Consider the following 19,069-nt stretch of genomic DNA (forward strand, 5'->3'; position numbering starts at 1 on the left):
ACCCGAGGAGCAGCGCAGATGGTGGACGTCCCCGAACTCGTCGCCCAGGCACGAGAGGGCAGGCCGCGGGCCGTGGCCCGGCTGATCTCGCTCGTGGAGGGGGCGTCCCCGCAGCTGCGCGAGGTGATGGCGGCCCTCGCGCCGCTCACCGGCGGCGCGTACGTGGTCGGCCTGACGGGCTCGCCCGGCGTCGGCAAGTCCACGTCGACGTCCGCCCTCGTCTCCGCCTACCGGCGGGCGGGCAAGCGGGTCGGCGTCCTGGCCGTCGACCCGTCCTCGCCGTTCAGCGGGGGAGCGCTCCTCGGTGACCGGGTCCGGATGTCGGAGCACGCCTCCGACCCGGGCGTCTACATCCGCTCCATGGCGACCCGCGGCCACCTCGGCGGCCTCGCCTGGTCCGCCCCGCAGGCCATCCGCGTCCTCGACGCGGCCGGCTGCGAGGTGATCCTCGTGGAGACCGTCGGCGTCGGACAGTCGGAGGTCGAGATCGCCTCCCAGGCCGACACCTCGGTGGTCCTCCTCGCCCCGGGCATGGGCGACGGGATCCAGGCCGCCAAGGCGGGCATCCTGGAGATCGGCGACGTGTACGTGGTGAACAAGGCCGACCGGGACGGCGCGGACGCCACCGCCCGCGAGCTCAACCACATGCTGGGCCTGGGCGAGGCGCGGGCCCCGGGCGACTGGCGGCCGCCGATCGTCAAGACGGTCGCGGCACGCGGCGAGGGCGTCGACGAGGTCGTGGAGGCCCTGGAGAAGCACCGCGCCTGGATGGAGGAGCACGGCGTCCTCGCGGAGCGCCGCCGCTCCCGCGCCGCGCGCGAGGTCGAGACCATCGCGGTCACGGCCCTGCGCGAGAAGATCGGCGACCTGCACGGCGACCGGCGCCTGGACGCGCTCGCGGAGCGGATCGTGGCGGGCGACCTCGACCCGTACGCGGCTTCGGACGAACTGGTCGCGAGCCTGACCGGAAACTGAGCGGTACGGAAAAGGGCCTCCCCGGCGCGCACCGGGGAGGCCCTTTCCCGTTCTGTGTCAGGTCACGGCTTCCCGCGCCGCCCGCGGAGCTGCTCCGCGACCGGCTTCAGGGACTCGTGGAGGTCGCCGAGGGCCTCCCGGCCGATCTGGTCGATGAAGTGCCTGCGCACCGACTCGACGTGGTGCGGGGCGACCTTGCGCATGGTCTCCATGCCGTCGTCGGTGAGGACGGCGTACAGCCCGCGCCGGTCGGACTCGCAGTTCTCGCGCCGGACGAGCCCGGCGTTCTCCATCCGGGTGATCTGGTGGGAGAGCCGGCTCTTCGACTGGAGGGTGGCCGCGGCCAGGTCGCTCATGCGCAGCCGCCGCTCCGCCGACTCCGAGAGGTTCACCAGGATCTCGTAGTCGTTCATCGTCAGACCGAACGGCTGGAGATCCCTCTCCAGCTGGTACGTCAGCATTCTCTGGACATCCAGGAAGGTGCGCCAGGCGCACTGCTCGCCGTCGGTGAGCCACGGGGTGGCGGTCTCGGTCTCCATGTATGGATTCTACCTAAGAAGTTGAATACTTGACGAAGTCTGGGAGCGTGACGCCGAGCACCACCCGTCAGGCGCCCGGGACCCGACACGAGCGCAGACGTTCGAGGGCGTCACACTCCGCAGACTACCGCTCACAGCCCGAAACGACGCTGGAGGTCCCCCAGCTGGCCGGGAAGACGCGGTACCGAACCCGGGACCGACTGGCCGGAACCGTGCCCTCCGTGGCCGCCGGGGACGCCCGCCTGCGCCGGAGGGGCGCCGATCGCGCGGTCCGCCATCAGCAGCTCCGTCGACTGGAGCAGCACCGTGCCCGCGCCCACGAACTCGAACTGGTGCTCCTCGCCCGAGGTGCCGCCGATGCCCGTCAGGGCCCGTACGCCGCCCATCACGCCCGTCATGTAGCCGTGGTCGTAGTGGTGGCACGGGGACGGGCAGTCCGCCCAGCCCACCAGGGCCTGCGGGTCCACCCGCATCGGCGGCTCCATGAAGACCACGGGACCGTTCGACGCGGCCACGAACTTGCCCGTGCCGATCAGCGTCACGAAGCCCGGCACGATCGACTGCTTCAGGGCGAGGGTGGGCTGGTAGGCGAGCAGGTTGCCCGAACGGATCGTCAGGTTGCCCTGGTCCAGGTCGAACGAGTTCACGTCGAACGCCCGGTCCGCGAGCAGCATCTTCCCGCTGCCCTCCGCCACCACCCAGTCGCTCGCGTGCAGCGGCGAGTGGAACGACGTCCGGACGAGACGGTCGAGCCGCCCCAGCCCGATGCCGTTGAACTCGATCCGCCCGTAGTAGGCGATCATCTTGCCCTTCTGCAGGAACCACTGGGAGCCCTTGAGCTCCACGCAGAAGGTGTACGGGTTCACGTTGTCGTCCGACGGCAGGGTCGCCGGGTCGTGGATCACCGGGGTGCTCACAGCTTCTCCTCCGAGGCCTGGACGTACACCGCGCCGCTGCCGCTCAGCTCCAGCTGGAACGCCTCGCCCGAGCCGCGCCCCACCATGTCGCGCCAGCCGAGCGCGGTGGAGAGCTTGTTCCGTACGTCGCCGTGGTGGGCCACGTACGCCTGCGGGTCCACGTGGACCGGGCGGCCCGGCGCGATCGGCAGTTCGATGACTCCGCCGTGCGCCATGACCGCGACCGCGCCGTGGCCCTTCAGGGTGGTGGTGAAGAGGCCCTGGCCGGTGACCTGGCCGCGCACCATGCCCATGACCCCGCCCTGCGAGCCCATGAACATCGTGCCCTGCTCCAGGGTGCCGTCGAAGGCGAGCAGCCGGTCGGCCTCCACGTACAGGGTGTCGCCCGTCAGCCCGATCACCTGGATGTGGTGACCGCCGTGCCCGAACATCACCGTGCCGTTGCCCTCGACGGTCATCAGCGGGGTCGCCTCGCCGGCCACCCGGCGGCCGATCATCGACATCAGGCCGCCCTGACCGCCCGCCATGTTCGGCGTGAAAGTGACGTCGCCGCGGTACGCGAGCATCGCGCCGCGCTGGCTGAACATCCGCTGCCCGGGAATGACGGTCGCCTCGACCATCTTCGAGTTGATCTCGCGGAACGGCATCAGACGTCGCCCCCGATCGTGTTCCGCTCGCTCGGTTGGACGTACACCAGGCCGTCCCCCTCGAAGCGGATCTGGAAGGCCTCGCCGCCGCCCTCGCCCATCAGGGTGCGGAAGGTCACACCCGACTGGAAGTGCTGCTGGAGGTTGCCCTGGTGGGCGATGTACGCGCCGGGGTCGACCTGGAGCGGGTACTGCGGGGTCACCCGCAGCACGACCGCCGGGCCGTCGGACATGATCGCCGCCTGGCCCGTGCCCTCGACCGTGGTCGTGAACAGGCCGTTGCCGGTGGCGCCGCCGCGCATGCCGGTGAAGGTCGTGCCGGTGCGCAGCCCCGCGTCGGTGCAGAGCAGGTTGCTCGCCTCGACCCAGAGCTTGTCGCCGTGCAGGGACACGAGGTTGATCTCGGAGGCCCGGTCGGCGAACCAGCAGGTCCCCTGGCCGCGTACCTCCATCACCTCCATCTGCTCGCCGGTGAGCCGGCGGGTGACCATGCCGCGCAGGCCCTCACCGCCGCCACTCATCTTCTTGAACGCCATCTGGCCGTCGTAGGCGACCATCGAGCCGTTCTTCGCCTTGACGGCGTCGCCCGTCATGGAGACGGCGAGCACCTTGCTGCCTTGGAGTCGGAACGTTGCCACCCGTCGAAGGTACTGGGGACCCGGATAAAGAGACAGCAAAGTCGGAGTGCACAATGGACGGGCCCTTGTGCATCCGTTCACAAGATCCCGTCACAGATCCCGTCGCAAGATCGAACGAAGGTGACCCCCTCCGTGGACATCAAGACCGCTTCCTCCCTCCACCGGCTCCGGCTCGTCTCCGCGCCGGAGGCCGTCTCCTTCCTGCTCCTGCTGGTCTGCTCGGTGCTGAAGCGGACGACGGACTTCAACGCGGTGCCGGTCATGGGCGCGATCCACGGCGTGCTGTTCATCCTCTACGTCCTCTTCTGGCTGGACGCCTGGAGCCGCGCCAAGTGGAGCTTCGGGACGGCCGCGCTCTACTTCGTCCTCTCGGTGCTGCCGTTCGGAGGCTTCTACGCCGAGCGGAAGCTGAAGCGCGAGGCCGAGGACGCGGTCATCGCCTCCCGCGCCCGCGCCGAGGGCGTGAAGGCGTGATCGTCGCGTTCTCCGTGACTCCGCTGGGCGTGGGCGAGGAGGTCGGCGAGTACGTCGCCGACGCCGTCCGGGTCGTCCGCGAGTCCGGCCTCCCGAACCGTACCGACGCCATGTTCACCTCCGTCGAGGGAGAGTGGGACGAGGTCATGGACGTCGTGAAGCGGGCCGTCGCCGCCGTCGAGGCGCGTGCGCCCCGGGTCTCCGTCGTCATGAAGGCCGACATCCGTCCCGGTGTGACGGACGGTCTGACCTCGAAGGTCGAGACGGTGGAGCGTCACCTCGGCGCCTGACGTCCTCCCTCCCGCAGGAGAAGCCCCCGGTCCTGATCGAGCCTGATCGAGGACCGGGGGCTTCTTTCGTGGCCGTCGGTTGAGCGAGTGCTCAAAATCCGCTACCTTCAGCCGCGGGAACTTTTGAGCACTCGCTCAAAAATCGGGGTGAGCGGGGGCGCCCATGAGTCTCCGCGTCGAGACGCATGTCCGTACGGACCTGGAAGCGCTCCGGGAACGCACGCGGGACCCGACCGTCACCAGCGGTGGGACCCGCCTGGTCCTGTCGTCGCCGGCACCGGTGTCTCCGCGGGGGAGCGCCACCGGTCCGGCGGCGACCGGGTCTCCGCCTTCCGCTTCCGCGAAGGGCCGGGGGGCGCGCGGGGCCGTGCCCGGTGCGTGAGGAGGTGCGGGCGTGAACGGGGAAGCGGGCGGGGACGTGAAGGGCCGTAAGGCCGCGGCGCAGGACGCCCGGACGCGGGAGACCCGCGAGAAGCTGCTCGAAGGCGCCCTGCGGACCCTCGTCGAGCAGGGCATCGCCAAGGCCTCCGCCCGTGCCATCGCGACCACCGCGGGGGTCAACCAGGCGCTGGTCTTCTACCACTTCGGATCCGTCGACGAACTGCTCGCCGCCGCCTGCCGGTACGGGGCCGAGCAGCGGGTCGCCCGTCACCGCGAGCGGCTCCGCTCCGTCGGCAGCCTTGGCGAGCTGCTCGCCTTCGGACGCGAACTGCACGCCGAGGAGGGGCGGGCCGGGCACGTCGACTTCCTCGGGCAGCTGCTCGCCGGGGCGCGGGCGCACCCCCGGCTCGTGCCGGCCACCGCCGCGGGGCTCGACCTGTGGATCGACGAGATCGAGCAGGTGCTCGTCCGGGTCCTCGCGGGAACCCCGTTCGCCGGGTTCACCGATCCCGCCGGGCTCGCCCGCGCGGTCGCCGCCTCGTTCGTCGGTCTGGAACTGTACGAGGGCGTCGACCCGGCCGGCGCGGAGGCGGCCTTCGGTGCCCTGGAGCAGCTCGGTGCCCTGATGGCGGCCGTCGAGGAGCTGAACCCGGTCGCCCGAAGGGCCGTCACGTACGCGCTGCGGCGGCAGGGCGGCCTCGCCCGGTAAAACCCCTCACTCGGACTACTCCAGTCGACACACCGAGCGATGTCCCCTTTCGTGAGGGTATCGACCTGTTCGACGACAGCTGGAGGCACCGTGCGGCCAGAAGGCTACGACTACGACACCTACAGCCGACTCGCCGGACCGCTCACGGAAGCGGCCCCGGACGCCTACCAGGTGCAGTACCGGAGCCTGCTCTCCAAGGAGCCGCACCGCATACGGGCCGTCCTCCTCATGACCCTCGCGCCGGTCCTCTCCGCGCTGCTCCTCGCCTACCTCGTCTGGCCCGGCCACTGGACCGTGCGCGAGGGCGGCGCCCGCTGGCTCGTCCACCTCGACACCGTGATGCTCGTGTCGATCGGCCTCATCTGCTTCTTCATGCTGGTGAACGTCACGTCGATCGCCCACGCCACGATGGTCGCGCGCGACCCGATACCCGTGCACGCAGAGCCGGGCACCCGTGTCGCCTTCCTCACCACGTACGTCCCGGGCAAGGAACCGCTCTCCATGGTCCGCGGCACCCTCGAAGGCGCCACCCGGCTGCGCCACGACGGGACGCTCGACGTCTGGCTCCTCGACGAGGGCGGCTCCGCCGAGGCCAGGGCTCTCTGCGCCGAACTGGGCGTACGCCACTTCACCCGCGCCGGAGTCCCCGAGTGGAACCGAGGGAAGGGCCCGCACAAGGCGAGGACCAAGCACGGCAACTACAACGCCTGGCTCGCCATGCACGGCGACGCCTACGACTACTTCGCCTCCGTGGACACCGACCACGTCCCGCTCCCCAACTTCCTGGAGCGGATGCTCGGCTACTTCCGCGACCCCGACGTCGCCTTCGTCGTCGGACCGCAGGTGTACGGCAACTACACCGACCTCGTCACCAAGGCCGCCGAGTCGCAGCAGTTCCTCTTCCACGCACTCGTCCAGCGGGCCGGCAACCGCTACCACGCGCCCATGTTCGTCGGCACGAACAACGCCGTCCGGATCTCCGCCCTCAAGCAGATCGGCGGCCTGTACGACTCGATCACCGAGGACATGGCCACCGGCTTCGAACTGCACCGCAGCAAGAACCCGCGCACCGGCCGCTACTGGCGCTCCGTCTACACCCCCGACGTGCTCGCGGTCGGCGAGGGCCCCGCCTCCTGGACCGACTTCTTCACCCAGCAGCTCCGCTGGTCCCGCGGTACGTACGAGACGATCGTCAAGCAGTACTGGAAGGCGCCCTTCCGTACGCCTCCGGGCCGCTTCCTCAACTACACCCTGATGGTCGCCTACTACCCGATGACGGCGGTCAACTGGCTGCTCGGCATCCTCAGTTGCGCCCTCTACCTCTGGTTCGGCGCCTCCGGCACCCAGGTCTCCACCCAGGTGTGGCTGATGATCTACAGCGACGCCGTCGCCCTCCAGATCGGCCTCTACCTCTGGAACCGGCGGCACAACGTCTCACCCCACGAACCCGAGGGCTCCGGAGGCCTCGCCGGCATGGTGATGTCCGCGCTCTCCGCCCCCATCTACCTCAAGTCCCTCGGCTCGGCGGTCCTCCGGACCCGGGGCCGCTTCGTCGTCACCCCCAAGGGCGGCCGGACCAGCCCCGACCGCGTCCTCACCTTCCGCATCCACCTCTGCTGGGCGGCGGTCCTCGTCGCCTCGCTCGCCGCGTCCGTGCACTTCGGCCACACCCACGCCGCCATGCGCACCTGGGCCGCCCTCGCCCTCGCCATAGCCCTGGCCCCGGTCGCCGTCTGGGCCTTCACGACGCTCCGGGAACAGCGCGCCCTGCGGGTCCGCGAGCACGCCAGGGCCCGCGTCCGCGCGCGCGGCCTCGCCGACGCCCGCGAAGGGGTCGAGGTCCGTGCCGCCACCACCATCCCGGCCATTCCGACCATCCCGCCGACCTCCGCCGCACCGGCCCCCACGACGACCGGAGGGAACTGAGCCATGGCCTACCGGCCGTCGAAGAAGTTCAAGAAAACCCTGTTCGGCAGCGGCGCGGTCGTCGTCCTCGCGGCGCTCAACGCCCCCGCCGCCGTCTCCTTCGCCGAGGAGAAGTACCACGCGTACAAGATCGCCCAGCCCGGCTACAAGCGGGTCTTCGGCTCCTGGGCGCCGGTGAACGTCCCCGCCCCGTACAGCGTCAACGCCATCCACGCGGCCCTGCTGCACACCGGCAAGGTGCTGCTGATCGCCGGCTCGGGCAACAGCCAGAAGAACTTCGACGCCGGGACCTTCACGACCGTCCTCTGGGACCCGGTGAAGAACACCTTCAAGAAGATCCCCACCCCCGAGGACTTCTTCTGCGCCGGCCACACCCAGCTCCCCGACGGACGGCTGCTCGTCGCCGGCGGCACCGCCCGGTACGAGGTCCTGGGCGGCGAGGTCAAGAAGGCCGGCGGCGGCATGCGGGTCAAGAACGAGAGCCCCGACAAGGCGGTCACCCTCAGGAAGGGCACCGTCTTCCGCTCGCCGTCCGGCGTCGAGTACGTCTCCAAGACCGACGTGACCGTCCCCAAGGCCAAGCGCGAGTTCGAGATCTCGTACTTCGAGAGCGGCCAGATGAAGCCGTGGAAGACGAAGGTCACCGCCGCCGAGGCCCGGGTCTTCGTCGAGGCCCGCAAGGAGGGCCCGCAGGCCCTCACCACCGAGGCCGCCCAGTACGAGGTCGTCGGCCTCAAGGGCGAGGCCGCCGACAACGTCTACGGCATCGCGCAGAAGCTCACCACCGAGAAGCAGGACTTCCAGGGCATCAAGAGCGCCTACGAGTTCGACCCGAAGGCCGAGAAGTACATCCCGGTCGCCCCCATGAAGGACGCCCGCTGGTACCCCACCCTCGTCACCCTCGACGACGGCACGGTCCTCGCCGTCTCCGGCCTCAACGACGTCGGCGACGTCGTCCCCGGCGACAACGAGATCTACGACCCCGGAACCAAGAAGTGGTCCAAGGGCCCCTTCCGCTACTTCCCCACCTACCCGTCCCTCTTCCTCACCAAGGGCGGCAAGCTCCTCTACACCGGCTCCAACGCCGGCTACGGCCCCGCCGAGAAGGGCCGCGAACCGGGCCTGTGGGACCTGAAGAAGAACTCCTTCACCAAGCTCGGCGGGCTCACCGACCCCGACCAGCTGGAGACCTCCGCCTCCCTGATGCTGCCCCCCGTCCAGAACCAGAAGGTCATGGTCCTCGGCGGCGGCGGCGTCGGCGAGTCGTCCAAGTCCACCGCCCGCACCTCCATCATCGACCTCTCCGAGGAGAGCCCCGTCTTCACCGACGGTCCCGCGCTCCCGCAGGGCACCCGCTACCTCAGCAGCGTCCTGCTGCCCGACGACACCGTCTTCACCACCGGCGGCTCCGAGGACTACCGGGGCCGCGGCGGCAGCGACATCCTCAAGGCGCAGTTCTACGACCCGAAGGCCAACGCCTTCGCCGAGGCCGCCGAACCCACCGTCGGCCGCAACTACCACTCCGAGGCGCTGCTGCTGCCCGACGGCCGGGTCGCCACCTTCGGCTCCGACCCGCTCTTCGACGACAAGGACAACACCAGGCTCGGCACCTTCGAGCAGCGCATCGAGGTCTTCACCCCGCCCTACCTCCACAAGGCGGGCGACAACCGGCCCGTCCTCGGCGAGGGCTCGCCGGAACTCGACCAGAACGGCCGTGCCACCTTCAAGACCAAGGACGCCGGCCGGATCGCGAAGGCCCGGCTGATGCGGCCCAGCGCCGTCACCCACACCACGGACGTCGAACAGCGCTCGGTCGAGCTCGGCCTGACGAAGCGCCGGGACGGGATGACCCTCACCATCGACGTACCGCAGGACCGGACCCTCGTCCCGCCCGGCTGGTACATGCTCTTCGTCACCGACGTGGACGGCATCCCGTCCGAGGCGAAGTGGATCCAGGTGAACTGACCTATGAGAGCTAGGACTTCGCCCGGCGCGCCAGGCCCAGGGCGTACTCCGGCCACCAGGTCCCGGCCGCCGGGCCGCCCCGGCACTGGCCGTCCGACTCGCCGGGCCGCTTGATCCACAGGTACGCGTCGACCAGGTCGTCCCCGGTCCGGTCCGTCGGCGGTACGCCGAGGGCCCGGCCCGGCGGATTGCACCAGGCCTCCGCCCCGTCGCCAGGGAAGGGGCCGACGCCGTTGCGGCTGGTGTCCACCGTGAAGCGGGTGCCGCCGAGCAGCCCGGAGAGGGTGGCACCGAAGCTCCGCACGGTGTCGTTCGTCTGGAAGTTGGAGACGTTCAGGGAGAAGCCGTCCGCCCGGGCGACCCCCGCCCGGCGCAGCGGATCCACCAGCTTGCCCGGATCGTCGATCCAGTCCGGGTTGCCCGCGTCCAGGTACACCCGGGTGCGCGGCTGCCGCTTGAACCGCTCGACCGCCCCGGCGAGCAGCTCGTACCGCTCGTCGTGGTACTGGGCCGGGGTGCAGCCGTCCACGATGTGCGGCACCGCGTCCGGCTCCAGGACGACGATCGCCGAGGCCTCCCCGATCGCGGTCGCGAAGGAGTCGATCCAGTTCCGGTAGGCCCCCGCGTCGGGCGAACCGCCCGCCGAGTACATGCCGCAGTCGCGGTGCGGGATGTTGTACGCGACGAAGACGGCCGTACGGTTCTCCGCCGCCGCGCCCCGGACCGCCCGGGTGATCTCCGGTACGGGATCGTCCCCGGCCGGCCAGTCCGCGACCGGCCGGTCCGCGATCCGCTTCAGGACCCGGGCGTCCTCGGTCCTGCCCTGCGCCTCGTACTGGCGGACCTGCTTGGCCGCGTCGCTCTCCGGGTCGACCCAGAACGGGGAACCGCTCGCGGGGGCCGCGGCGTCACCGCGCGCGGACGGCGGGCCGACGGGCCCCGTCCGGGGCTCGTCCTCGCCGCACCCGGTCAGGAGCAGCGCGGAGACGAGGGTCAGGGCGACGGCGGTGACGGTGCGGCGGGACATCCGGCCCCCAGGGTCGGGTACGAGACGGTACGGAACCGTGAGTTTCGCGACATTCCGGGCCATCGTGGCACGGCGGTCAGGCGGCGCCGGGCTGCGACACCGCGATCCCCAGCGGGGTCCGCTCGTACAGCACCTGGTGGCCGTACCGCCGGGACACCAGGAGCCCCGCGTCCCGCAGCACCGCCAGATGCGAGGACACGGTGGAGGGCGCCCGGCCGAGGAGATGGGCGAGCGCGGTCGTCCCCATCGGCTCGGCCAGGGCGCACAGGACGTCCGCCCGCACCGGGCCGAGGAGCCGCCCGAGGACCTCCGGCGTACGGTCCCGGGGCTCGGCCCACAGCCCGCCGATCCCGCGCGCCGGATACGCCACCGTCGGCTGCCACGGCGGATCGAAACCGCTCACCACGTCGGGCCAGATGAACACCGACGGCAACAGGACGAGCCCCTGCCCGTCCAGCGGACGCACGTGCTCCCCGTGGTAGTCCACCCGGAGCGTGGCGGTCTCCGCGGCCCAGTCGAAGGCCGGGTGCAGCTCGGCGAGCATCCGTTCGAGGCCGCCCTCCGCGAGCCGCCGCGAGTGGTACGCCACGTCCGCCTCCAGGAGCGCCCGCAGCCGGGGCCACTCGGGCGCGACGAGCGCCTCCCACGCGGCCTGGAGCAGATCGGCCAGCCGCCCCACCGCGCCGGCCGGATCGGCGAGCATCCGCCGTCCCTCCGCCGTGCCGGCCGCCCCCGGCGTATCGGCGAGCGCCCGCTCGAAGTCGACCAGCGCCAGGGCCGGATCGGTCTCCCGTACGGCGGCGATCTCGTTCTCGAAGGCGGCGGCGGGCCCGAGCGGCGGCGGATAGAGGAAGTCCGGGCTGTGCCCGTGCCGCGGCATCAGCAGATGCAGCGGGCCGAGGTCGAGCCCGCGCGCGGCGCCCGCGATCCGCCGCAGCCACGGCAGGTGGTAGCCCTGCTGCCGGGGCCGCGCGAGGACCCGGACGGCGGAGTGGGTCTCCCAGAGCGGCGAGATCGCGAACCGGATCCGCATCGGATCGCCCTCACCGAAGTGCAGGTGGTACGGCACGGGGCCTCCGGAAGATTCGCCTGGACGCGAAAGTCTAGGCCGCCCCCGCGTCCCCCGACACGCTGCCACCATGCCGAAGCACGACTCCCCGGACACGAACAGCCCGGCCACCCCCGACCCGACGCCGCCCCCGGCCTTTGGCCCCGGCCCCGGGCCTGACTCCGGCCCCGGCTCCGGTCCGGGAGCGGGTCCCGCCCCCGCGTCCGGCTCCGGCCCCGGTCCGGTGACGGACCCCGCTCCCGCGTCCGGCCCCGCCCGGCCCGGATACCGGGCCGTCTTCCGGGTCCGGGAGTTCCGGGTCGTGTTCGTGGCGCATCTCTTCTCGCTCCTCGGGGTCGTCGTCAGCGAGCTCGCGCTCACCGTGCTCGTCTACGACCTCACCCGCTCCCCGCTCCTCTCCTCCCTCACCTTCGCCCTCGGCTTCCTCCCCTACCTCGTCGGCGGCACCCTCCTCGCCGGCCTCGCCGACCGGTTCCCGCCCCGCCGGATCCTCGTCGTCTGCGACCTCGTCTGCGCCGCCTGCGTCGCGCTGATGGTCGTCCCCGCCACCCCGGTCGCCGCCCTGCTCGCGCTGCGCTGCGCCGTCGCCGTCGTCTCGCCCGTCTTCAGCGGCACCCGGATGGCGACCCTCGCCGACATCCTCGGCGAGGGCGACCTCTTCGTCCTCGGCCGTTCCCTCCTGCGGATCGTCTCCCAGAGCGCCCTGCTCACCGGCTTCGCCGTCGGCGGCGTCCTCCTCACCGTCGTCCCGCCGCGCGGCGCCCTCGGCGTCACCGCCGCCACCTTCCTCGTCTCCGCGCTGCTGCTCCGCCTCGGCACCGCCCGCCGTCCCGCCCGCGCGGCCGGGTCCCGCACCGGGCTCGCCGGCACCTGGGCGGTGCTGCGGGACCGGCGCGTGCGCGCCCTGATGCTGATGTTCTGGGTGCCGCCGCTCTTCGCCGTCGTACCGGAGGCGCTCGCCGCCCCGTACGCCGACGAGATCGGCGTCTCCACCGCCGCCCTCGGCCTGCTCATGTGCGCGCTGCCCGTCGGCACCCTCGCGGGCGAGCTGTTCGCGGGGGCCTTCCTCAGCGCCGCGACCCGCTCCCGGATCATGCTGCCGCTCGCCGTGACCGGGGTGCTGCCCTTTCTCCTGTACGCCCCCGAGCCCGGCGTCCCGCTCGCGGCCGTCGCCCTCTTCCTGGCGGGCGCCACCGGCGCGTACACCCTCGGCCTCGACGCCCGGTTCGTCGCGGCCGTCCCCGAGGAGTGGCGGGGGAGGGCCATGACCCTGATGACGGCGGGCATGATGACCGTCCAGGGCGTCGGCATGGCCGGGGCCGGTGTCGCGGCGGAGTTCGTCCCCGTCCACACGGTCGTCGCGGCGACCGGAGTCCTCGGCACGCTCTGTCTCCTCGCCGCCGCCGCCGAGCTGCGGGCGACCGAGGCGGGCCACCGGGGCGGGCGCCCGAAAGGCGAGACGGGGCTGACCGGCATGTGACCACTCGGTAAGGTCGACGCGTGCCGAAGCCGCTCAGTCTCCCCTTCGACCCCATCGCCCGAGCCGACGAGCTCTGGCAGAAGCGCTGGGGCCCGGTCCCCTCGATGGCCGCGATCACCTCGATCATGCGCGCCCATCAGATCCTCCTCGCGGAGGTCGACGCCGTCGTCAAGCCGTACGGGCTGACCTTCGCGCGGTACGAGGCCCTGGTGCTGCTCACCTTCTCGAAGGCGGGCGAGCTGCCGATGTCGAAGATCGGCGAGCGGCTGATGGTCCACCCCACCTCGGTGACGAACACGGTGGACCGCCTCGTGAAGTCGGGCCTGGTCTCCAAGCGCCCCAACCCGAACGACGGCCGCGGCACCCTGGCGACCATCACGGAGAAGGGCCGCGAGGTGGTCGAGGGCGCGACCCGCGACCTGATGGCGATGGACTTCGGGCTCGGGGCGTACGACGCGGAGGAGTGCGCCGAGATCTTCGCGATGCTGCGCCCGCTGCGGGTGGCGGCGCACGACTTCGACGAGTCCTGACCCGCGCGAAGATCGCCCGGAACGGGCGGTTACGCTCGACGGCATGAAATCCAGCGTGCTGACCCGTTACCGCGTCATGGCGTACATCACCGCCGTCATGCTGCTCGTGCTCTGCACGTGCATGGTCTTCAAGTACGGGTTCGACATGGGCGAGGACGTGACCTTCGCGGTCTCCCAGGCCCACGGCGTCCTCTACATCATCTATCTGGTCTTCGCCTTCGACCTGGGCTCCAAGGCGAAGTGGCCGTTCGGAAAGCTGCTCTGGGTGCTGCTGTCCGGGACGATTCCGTTCGCCGCCTTCTTCGTCGAGCGCAAGATCGTCGCCGAGACGCTTCCGCTGGTCAGCGGCGCGCGGCCGGAGCCGGTCAAGGCCTGACCCCCTACCTCCGCACGTATGTGCGGAGGTTTGCCATCGACATTTACTAGGACGTCCTAGTAAATTCGAAGCATGGACGCTGACGCGATCGAGGAAGGCCGCCGACGCTGGCAGGCCCGTTACGACAAGGCCCGCAAGCGGGACGCCGACTTCACCACGCTCTCCGGCGACGCCGTCGAGCCCGTCTACGGGCCCCGGCCCGGCGACACCTACGAGGGGTTCGAGCGCATCGGCTGGCCCGGTGAGTACCCCTACACCCGGGGGCTCCACGCCACCGGATACCGGGGCAGGACCTGGACCATCCGCCAGTTCGCCGGCTTCGGCAACGCCGAGCAGACCAACGAGCGGTACAAGATGATCCTGGCCGCCGGCGGCGGCGGCCTCTCCGTCGCCTTCGACATGCCCACCCTCATGGGCCGCGACTCCGACGACCCCCGTTCGCTCGGCGAGGTCGGCCACTGCGGTGTCGCCATCGACTCCGCCGCCGACATGGAGGTCCTCTTCAAGGACATCCCGCTCGGCGACGTCACGACGTCCATGACGATCTCCGGGCCCGCCGTCCCGGTCTTCTGCATGTACCTGGTCGCCGCCGAGCGCCAGGGCGTCGACCCGGCCGTGCTGAACGGCACGCTCCAGACCGACATCTTCAAGGAGTACATCGCGCAGAAGGAGTGGCTCTTCGAGCCCGAGCCCCATCTGCGCCTCATCGGCGACCTGATGGAGCACTGCGCGCGGGGCATCCCCGCGTACAAGCCGCTTTCCGTCTCCGGCTACCACATCCGCGAGGCCGGGGCGACGGCCGCGCAGGAGCTCGCGTACACCCTCGCCGACGGCTTCGGCTACGTCGAACTCGGCCTCAGCCGCGGCCTCGACGTGGACGTCTTCGCCCCCGGCCTCTCCTTCTTCTTCGACGCGCACCTCGACTTCTTCGAGGAGATCGCCAAGTTCCGCGCCGCCCGCCGCATCTGGGCCCGCTGGATGAAGGAGGTCTACGGAGCCAAGAGCGACAAGGCGCAGTGGCTCCGCTTCCACACCCAGACCGCCGGCGTCTCCCTCACCGCCCAGCAGCCGTACAACAACGTCGTACGGACCGCGGTCGAGGCCCTCTCCGCCGTCCTCGGCGGCACCAACTCCCTCCACACCAACGCCCTCGACGAGACCCTCGCGCTCCCCAGCGAGCAGGCCGCCGAGATCGCCCTGCGCACCCAGCAGGTGCTGATGGAGGAGACCGGCGTCGCCAACGTCGCCGACCCGCTGGGCGGCTCCTGGTACGTCGAGCAGCTCACCGACCGCATCGAGGCCGACGCCGAGAAGATCTTCGACCAGATCAAGGAGCGCGGCCGCCGCGCCCACCCGGACGGGCAGCACCCGATCGGCCCGATGACCTCCGGCATCCTGCGCGGCATCGAGGACGGCTGGTTCACCGGCGAGATCGCCGAGTCCGCCTTCCAGTACCAGCGGTCCCTGGAGAAGGGCGACAAGCGGGTCGTCGGCGTCAACTGCGCCCACGGCTCCGTCACCGGCGACCTGGAGATCCTCCGCGTCAGCCACGAGGTCGAGCGGGACCAGGTCCAGGCCCTCGGCGAGCGCAAGGAGCGCCGTGACGACGCCACGGTCCGCGCCTCGATCGACGCCATGCTGAAGGCCGCCCGGGACGGCTCGAACATGATCGCCCCGATGCTGGAGGCCGTACGGGCCGAGGCCACGCTCGGCGAGATCTGCGACGCGCTGCGCGACGAGTGGGGCGTCTACACGGAGCCCCCGGGCTTCTGATCCGGCGGTCACACCTGACGGACTCAGGGGCGGTACGGAAACTCCGTACCGCCCCTTCCGCGTCTCCCCGGCCCGCGTCCTCCCGGCCCGCGTCCTTCCGGTGGCCTCAGAGCGCCGCCACCGAGCCGAGGCCGCCCACGAGGAGCGCGGAGAGGCGCGTCACCCACTCCTCGTCGACCGGTTCCGCGCTCACCAGCGCGCGGTGCACGACCGCGCCCGCGATGACGTCGAAGATCAGGTCGTCGGTGGCGTCCACCGCGACCGGGTCGCGGTCCGCCGGCAGCTCGCCGCGCCGCTGCGCCCGCATCCGGCCCTCCAGGACCAGCCGCTTCTGCCGGTCGACGATCGAGGCCCGGATGCGGGCGCGCAGCGGTTCGTCGCGGGTCGACTCGGCCACCACCGCCATCAGGGCGGTCTTGGTCTCGGGGCGTTCAAGGAGGGCCGCGAACTGCAGGACGACGTTCTCGATGTCGGCCTGGAGGGAACCCAGGTCGGGCAGTTCGAGTTCGTCGAAGAGGACGGCGACGGCGTCCACCACGAGCTCGTTCTTGTTGGCCCAGCGACGGTAGAGGGTCGTCTTCGCAACCCCGGCGCGGCCGGCGACGTCCCCCATCGTGAGCTTGGACCAGCCCAGCTCGACCAGGGCCGCGCGGGTCGCCTCCAGGATGGCCGTGTCGGCCTCGGTGGAGCGGGGGCGTCCGGTACGGCTGCTGCGGGGGTTGGTGCGGCGACACATCGACGACATGGAGGTCGACCATACCCGTCGGTAGGTACGGTGCCAGGGGCCCGGCGTGTGAGGCAGTTCACCGTACGGATCGGGCCCGCGCCCTCCCTCCGGTTCCGCTCGGAGAGTTACGCTACGACCTGTAGCGAAAGGCGTTGAGCGGCCTGAGCGACAACCTGGCGCCGGGTGGGGACCCGGCGCGAACCGAAGACGAGGAACCGTGTCGTCCGCACGTCTCGCACACCGGCGGGAGACCTGCGGACGGCGCGGTTCAGCCATGACTTACCGGTTACGCGCGCGGAGGGGGGAGGATGTACGCATGCAGCCCCGAAACATGTCCATGAGCGGCGTCGTCGATCTCGCCGCGGTGAAGGCGGCCGGAGAGGCCAAGGCGAAGGCGGAGCAGGCGCGCGCCGAAGCCGCACGGCAGGGCGGCCCCGCCGCGGTGCCCCCGTCCGCCCTGGTGATCGACGTCGACGAGGCCGGCTTCGAGCGCGATGTGATCCAGCGCTCGGCCGAGGTCCCGGTCGTCCTCGACTTCTGGGCCGAGTGGTGCGAACCGTGCAAGCAGCTCGGCCCCCTCCTGGAGCGGCTCGCCGTCGAGTACAACGGCCGCGTCCTGCTCGCGAAGATCGACGTCGACGCCAACCAGATGCTGATGCAGCAGTTCGGCATCCAGGGAATTCCGGCCGTTTTCGCGGTGGTCGCCGGCCAGGCGCTGCCGCTCTTCCAGGGCGCCGTGCCCGAGGCCCAGATCCGCGAGACCCTGGACCAGCTGATCCAGATCGGCGAGGAGCGCTTCGGTCTCACCGGCATCGCCGTCGACGCCGACGCCTCCGAGGGCGGCGCGGCGGCCGAGCGCCCGGTGGCGGCCGGCCCGTACGACGCCCTCCTCGAAGCGGCCCTGTCCGCGCTCGACGCGGGCGACCTGGCCGGCGCGGTCCAGGCGTACAAGAACGTGCTCGCCGACGACCCGGCCCACCCGGAGGCCAAGCTCGGCCTGGCGCAGGCCGAACTCCTCGCCCGGGTGCAGGACCTGGACCCGGCGGCCGTCCGCAAGAACGCCGCGGAGAACCCGGCCGACGTCACCGCGCAGATCGCCGCCGCCGACCTCGACCTGGTGGGCGGTCACGTGCAGGACGCCTTCGGGCGCCTCGTGGAGACCGTGCGCCGCACGGCGGGCGAGGAGCGGGACGCGGCGCGTCTGCGACTCCTGGAACTGTTCGAGGTGATCGGCGCCGAGGACCCGAGGGTCATGACGGCCCGGCAGGCCCTGGCACGGGTGCTGTTCTGAGGTCTTTCCGGCCTCCTTCGGAGCGCCGGATCCTCTGACGATTTGGCAACACAGTGACAAAACGCGGCCGTGCTTTACCAAAACTTGGTAATCGCGGCCGCTGTTACTTGCAGTAAGTCGAACCCGGCCTTCTGTCCGGATTCATGCGACCATCCGCCGATATTCCGGGGTCCGCGAACGCACCCTGCGTGCCCGCCCGGCCCCGTCCCGCCACAGTGCGGTTATTCACCCGTTACTAGCCGGTAACGAACCCCCTTGTGCGGGGGCGCGGAATGGACCACGATCGGCGACGCTCGGTCCGAACCGCACCACCCCGGCAACCACCCGGGACCGCGGCGAGGGTCCCCACCGGGCGGACCGGCGCTCCGGCACCGGTCGTGGACAGGGGGGTTCCCGCTCTCACCGAACGGGGCCTGTCCAACCAGGCCGCGCTCAAAGGCGCGGCCCGAGGTTGTCGCTCGGGGGTGATCGCCGGTGATTCGGACGCGCATCGCGCCGCCTGACGCTTCGGCGCTCTCCTTCCCGAGGACGTAGCTCTTCTCCCATCCCAGGACGGGCCCCGGGCCCTTCCGGAGATGTACGTCCGAGAAGGAGGAATTCTCATGAAGTCCCAGGTTCGTGGCGGAACCAGATGGAAGCGGTTCGCCGTCGTCATGGTCCCGAGTGTGGCCGCGACGGCCGCGATCGGTGTAGGCCTGGCCCAGGGCGCGCTTGCCGCGTCCTTCAGTATCTCCGGCCAGGAGTTCAAGGTTTCCACCGACAGTCTCGTCGGTGAGCAGTTCGTCCAGTACGGCAGTGTCGCCGTGGGTACGAAGCTGGACGGCGAGAAGTTCGGCGCCCCGGTCGCGGTCTCCGGATTCGACAACGCCTACATCACCAACATGTGCCAGTCGGTGGTGACGCCGAACGTTCCGTTCGTCGGCGATGTCACCCTCCGCCTGACGGCCGGTGACAGCGCCGACGCCAAGGGCGGGGACAAGGACAAGCAGGTCTTCGCCAAGGAGCTCTACCTTGACGTTTCCGACCTGAAGGCCGACGCCGAGTTCGAGAAGATCGACATCGGCATCGCGGCCGGATCGCTCGACCAGGGCAAGCCCGACGGCTGGCAGGGCATCCAGCCCGGCACCGCGGCCAAGGACGAGGGCTTCGCCCAGCGCGCCGACCGGGCCACGCTGAGGAACGTCAAGCAGAAGGCGTGGGCCACCACGGCCGCCACCTTCCGCCTTCCCGACCTGAGCCTGTCTCTGCACCGGGGCACCGCCAAGGAGTGCTTCAAGGGCTGACCAGGTCCTGAAGGTGCGGGCCGCTCCGGCGGCCCGCACACTCTCCGGGGCC

19 protein-coding genes are annotated in these 19,069 nt (G+C 71.1%); 12 read left to right on the forward strand and 7 right to left on the reverse strand.

What is annotated here, in order from left to right:
- Window positions 1-18: 18 nt before the first annotated feature.
- The gene (meaB, locus tag ACFWUY_RS14170; RefSeq protein ID WP_384107026.1) at window positions 19-975 is read left to right on the forward strand and encodes a methylmalonyl Co-A mutase-associated GTPase MeaB; all 957 of its coding nucleotides are present in this window, start codon (window positions 19-21) and stop codon (window positions 973-975) included.
- A 62-nt stretch (window positions 976-1,037) separates the two neighbouring features.
- Here the strand turns inward: meaB and ACFWUY_RS14175 are convergent, their stop codons facing one another.
- The 4 genes from ACFWUY_RS14175 to ACFWUY_RS14190 form a co-directional block, all read right to left on the reverse strand.
- Window positions 1,038-1,514, reverse strand: a complete 477-nt coding sequence (locus ACFWUY_RS14175; protein WP_384107027.1) for a MarR family winged helix-turn-helix transcriptional regulator — start codon at window positions 1,512-1,514, stop codon at window positions 1,038-1,040.
- Window positions 1,515-1,645: 131 nt separating this feature from the next.
- A complete protein-coding gene (locus tag ACFWUY_RS14180; protein ID WP_384107029.1) occupies window positions 1,646-2,431 on the reverse strand; it encodes an AIM24 family protein in 786 nt (261 codons plus the stop codon).
- Complete coding sequence (locus ACFWUY_RS14185) at window positions 2,428-3,078, reverse strand: AIM24 family protein (RefSeq protein ID WP_384107031.1); 651 nt, start codon at window positions 3,076-3,078, stop codon at window positions 2,428-2,430. Before ACFWUY_RS14185 ends, ACFWUY_RS14180 begins: the two co-directional genes overlap by 4 nt.
- Window positions 3,078-3,716, reverse strand: a complete 639-nt coding sequence (locus ACFWUY_RS14190; RefSeq protein ID WP_231071665.1) for an AIM24 family protein — start codon at window positions 3,714-3,716, stop codon at window positions 3,078-3,080. The genes ACFWUY_RS14185 and ACFWUY_RS14190 overlap by 1 nt, the downstream gene beginning before the upstream one ends.
- Window positions 3,717-3,848: 132 nt before the next feature.
- Here ACFWUY_RS14190 and ACFWUY_RS14195 point away from each other — a divergent pair, with 132 nt between their 5' ends.
- The 5 genes from ACFWUY_RS14195 (at window position 3,849) to ACFWUY_RS14215 (ending at window position 9,461) form a co-directional block, all read left to right on the forward strand.
- Window positions 3,849-4,190, forward strand: coding sequence for a DUF3817 domain-containing protein (locus ACFWUY_RS14195; RefSeq protein WP_384107034.1), 342 nt, complete (start codon window positions 3,849-3,851; stop codon window positions 4,188-4,190).
- On the forward strand, window positions 4,187-4,480 hold the full coding sequence (locus ACFWUY_RS14200; RefSeq protein ID WP_073808485.1) for an MTH1187 family thiamine-binding protein: 294 nt from the start codon (window positions 4,187-4,189) through the stop codon (window positions 4,478-4,480). Before ACFWUY_RS14195 ends, ACFWUY_RS14200 begins: the two co-directional genes overlap by 4 nt.
- 418 nt (window positions 4,481-4,898) lie before the next feature.
- A complete protein-coding gene (locus tag ACFWUY_RS14205; protein ID WP_384107131.1) occupies window positions 4,899-5,570 on the forward strand; it encodes a TetR/AcrR family transcriptional regulator in 672 nt (223 codons plus the stop codon).
- Between the two features lie 90 nt (window positions 5,571-5,660).
- Window positions 5,661-7,496 (forward strand): glycosyltransferase family 2 protein, encoded by a 1,836-nt coding sequence (locus ACFWUY_RS14210; RefSeq protein WP_384107036.1) that lies wholly within the window; start codon window positions 5,661-5,663, stop codon window positions 7,494-7,496.
- 3 nt (window positions 7,497-7,499) lie between these two features.
- Window positions 7,500-9,461, forward strand: a complete 1,962-nt coding sequence (locus ACFWUY_RS14215; protein ID WP_384107038.1) for a galactose oxidase-like domain-containing protein — start codon at window positions 7,500-7,502, stop codon at window positions 9,459-9,461.
- A 10-nt stretch (window positions 9,462-9,471) separates the two neighbouring features.
- On the opposite strand, the gene ACFWUY_RS14220 is transcribed toward ACFWUY_RS14215, so the two are convergent.
- The gene (locus tag ACFWUY_RS14220; protein WP_384107040.1) at window positions 9,472-10,488 is read right to left on the reverse strand and encodes a glycoside hydrolase family 6 protein; all 1,017 of its coding nucleotides are present in this window, start codon (window positions 10,486-10,488) and stop codon (window positions 9,472-9,474) included.
- A 76-nt stretch (window positions 10,489-10,564) separates the two neighbouring features.
- Window positions 10,565-11,557: a DUF5937 family protein gene (locus tag ACFWUY_RS14225; RefSeq protein WP_384107042.1), complete on the reverse strand. Its 993-nt coding sequence runs from the start codon at window positions 11,555-11,557 to the stop codon at window positions 10,565-10,567.
- Window positions 11,558-11,627: 70 nt separating this feature from the next.
- Here ACFWUY_RS14225 and ACFWUY_RS14230 point away from each other — a divergent pair, with 70 nt between their 5' ends.
- The 4 genes from ACFWUY_RS14230 (at window position 11,628) to ACFWUY_RS14245 (ending at window position 15,716) form a co-directional block, all read left to right on the forward strand.
- Window positions 11,628-13,037 (forward strand): MFS transporter, encoded by a 1,410-nt coding sequence (locus ACFWUY_RS14230; protein WP_384107044.1) that lies wholly within the window; start codon window positions 11,628-11,630, stop codon window positions 13,035-13,037.
- A gap of 20 nt (window positions 13,038-13,057) precedes the next feature.
- Window positions 13,058-13,567: a MarR family winged helix-turn-helix transcriptional regulator gene (locus tag ACFWUY_RS14235; protein ID WP_384107049.1), complete on the forward strand. Its 510-nt coding sequence runs from the start codon at window positions 13,058-13,060 to the stop codon at window positions 13,565-13,567.
- A 43-nt stretch (window positions 13,568-13,610) separates the two neighbouring features.
- Window positions 13,611-13,943 carry a DUF3817 domain-containing protein gene (locus ACFWUY_RS14240; RefSeq protein ID WP_384107051.1) on the forward strand — a complete coding sequence of 111 codons (333 nt, stop codon included), beginning with the start codon at window positions 13,611-13,613 and terminating at the stop codon, window positions 13,941-13,943.
- A gap of 72 nt (window positions 13,944-14,015) precedes the next feature.
- Entirely contained in the window at window positions 14,016-15,716 is a 1,701-nt protein-coding gene (locus tag ACFWUY_RS14245; protein ID WP_384107053.1) for a methylmalonyl-CoA mutase, read from the forward strand.
- Window positions 15,717-15,822: 106 nt separating this feature from the next.
- Here the strand turns inward: ACFWUY_RS14245 and ACFWUY_RS14250 are convergent, their stop codons facing one another.
- Entirely contained in the window at window positions 15,823-16,452 is a 630-nt protein-coding gene (locus tag ACFWUY_RS14250) for a TetR/AcrR family transcriptional regulator (protein ID WP_384107133.1), read from the reverse strand.
- 307 nt (window positions 16,453-16,759) lie between these two features.
- Here ACFWUY_RS14250 and ACFWUY_RS14255 point away from each other — a divergent pair, with 307 nt between their 5' ends.
- Window positions 16,760-17,734: a tetratricopeptide repeat protein gene (locus ACFWUY_RS14255; RefSeq protein ID WP_384107055.1), complete on the forward strand. Its 975-nt coding sequence runs from the start codon at window positions 16,760-16,762 to the stop codon at window positions 17,732-17,734.
- A 602-nt stretch (window positions 17,735-18,336) separates the two neighbouring features.
- Window positions 18,337-19,017: a DUF6230 family protein gene (locus tag ACFWUY_RS14260; RefSeq protein ID WP_384107057.1), complete on the forward strand. Its 681-nt coding sequence runs from the start codon at window positions 18,337-18,339 to the stop codon at window positions 19,015-19,017.
- Window positions 19,018-19,069 lie beyond the last annotated feature (52 nt).

This window comes from Streptomyces sp. NPDC058664 (genome assembly GCF_042716635.1).
Lineage (GTDB): Bacteria > Actinomycetota > Actinomycetes > Streptomycetales > Streptomycetaceae > Streptomyces.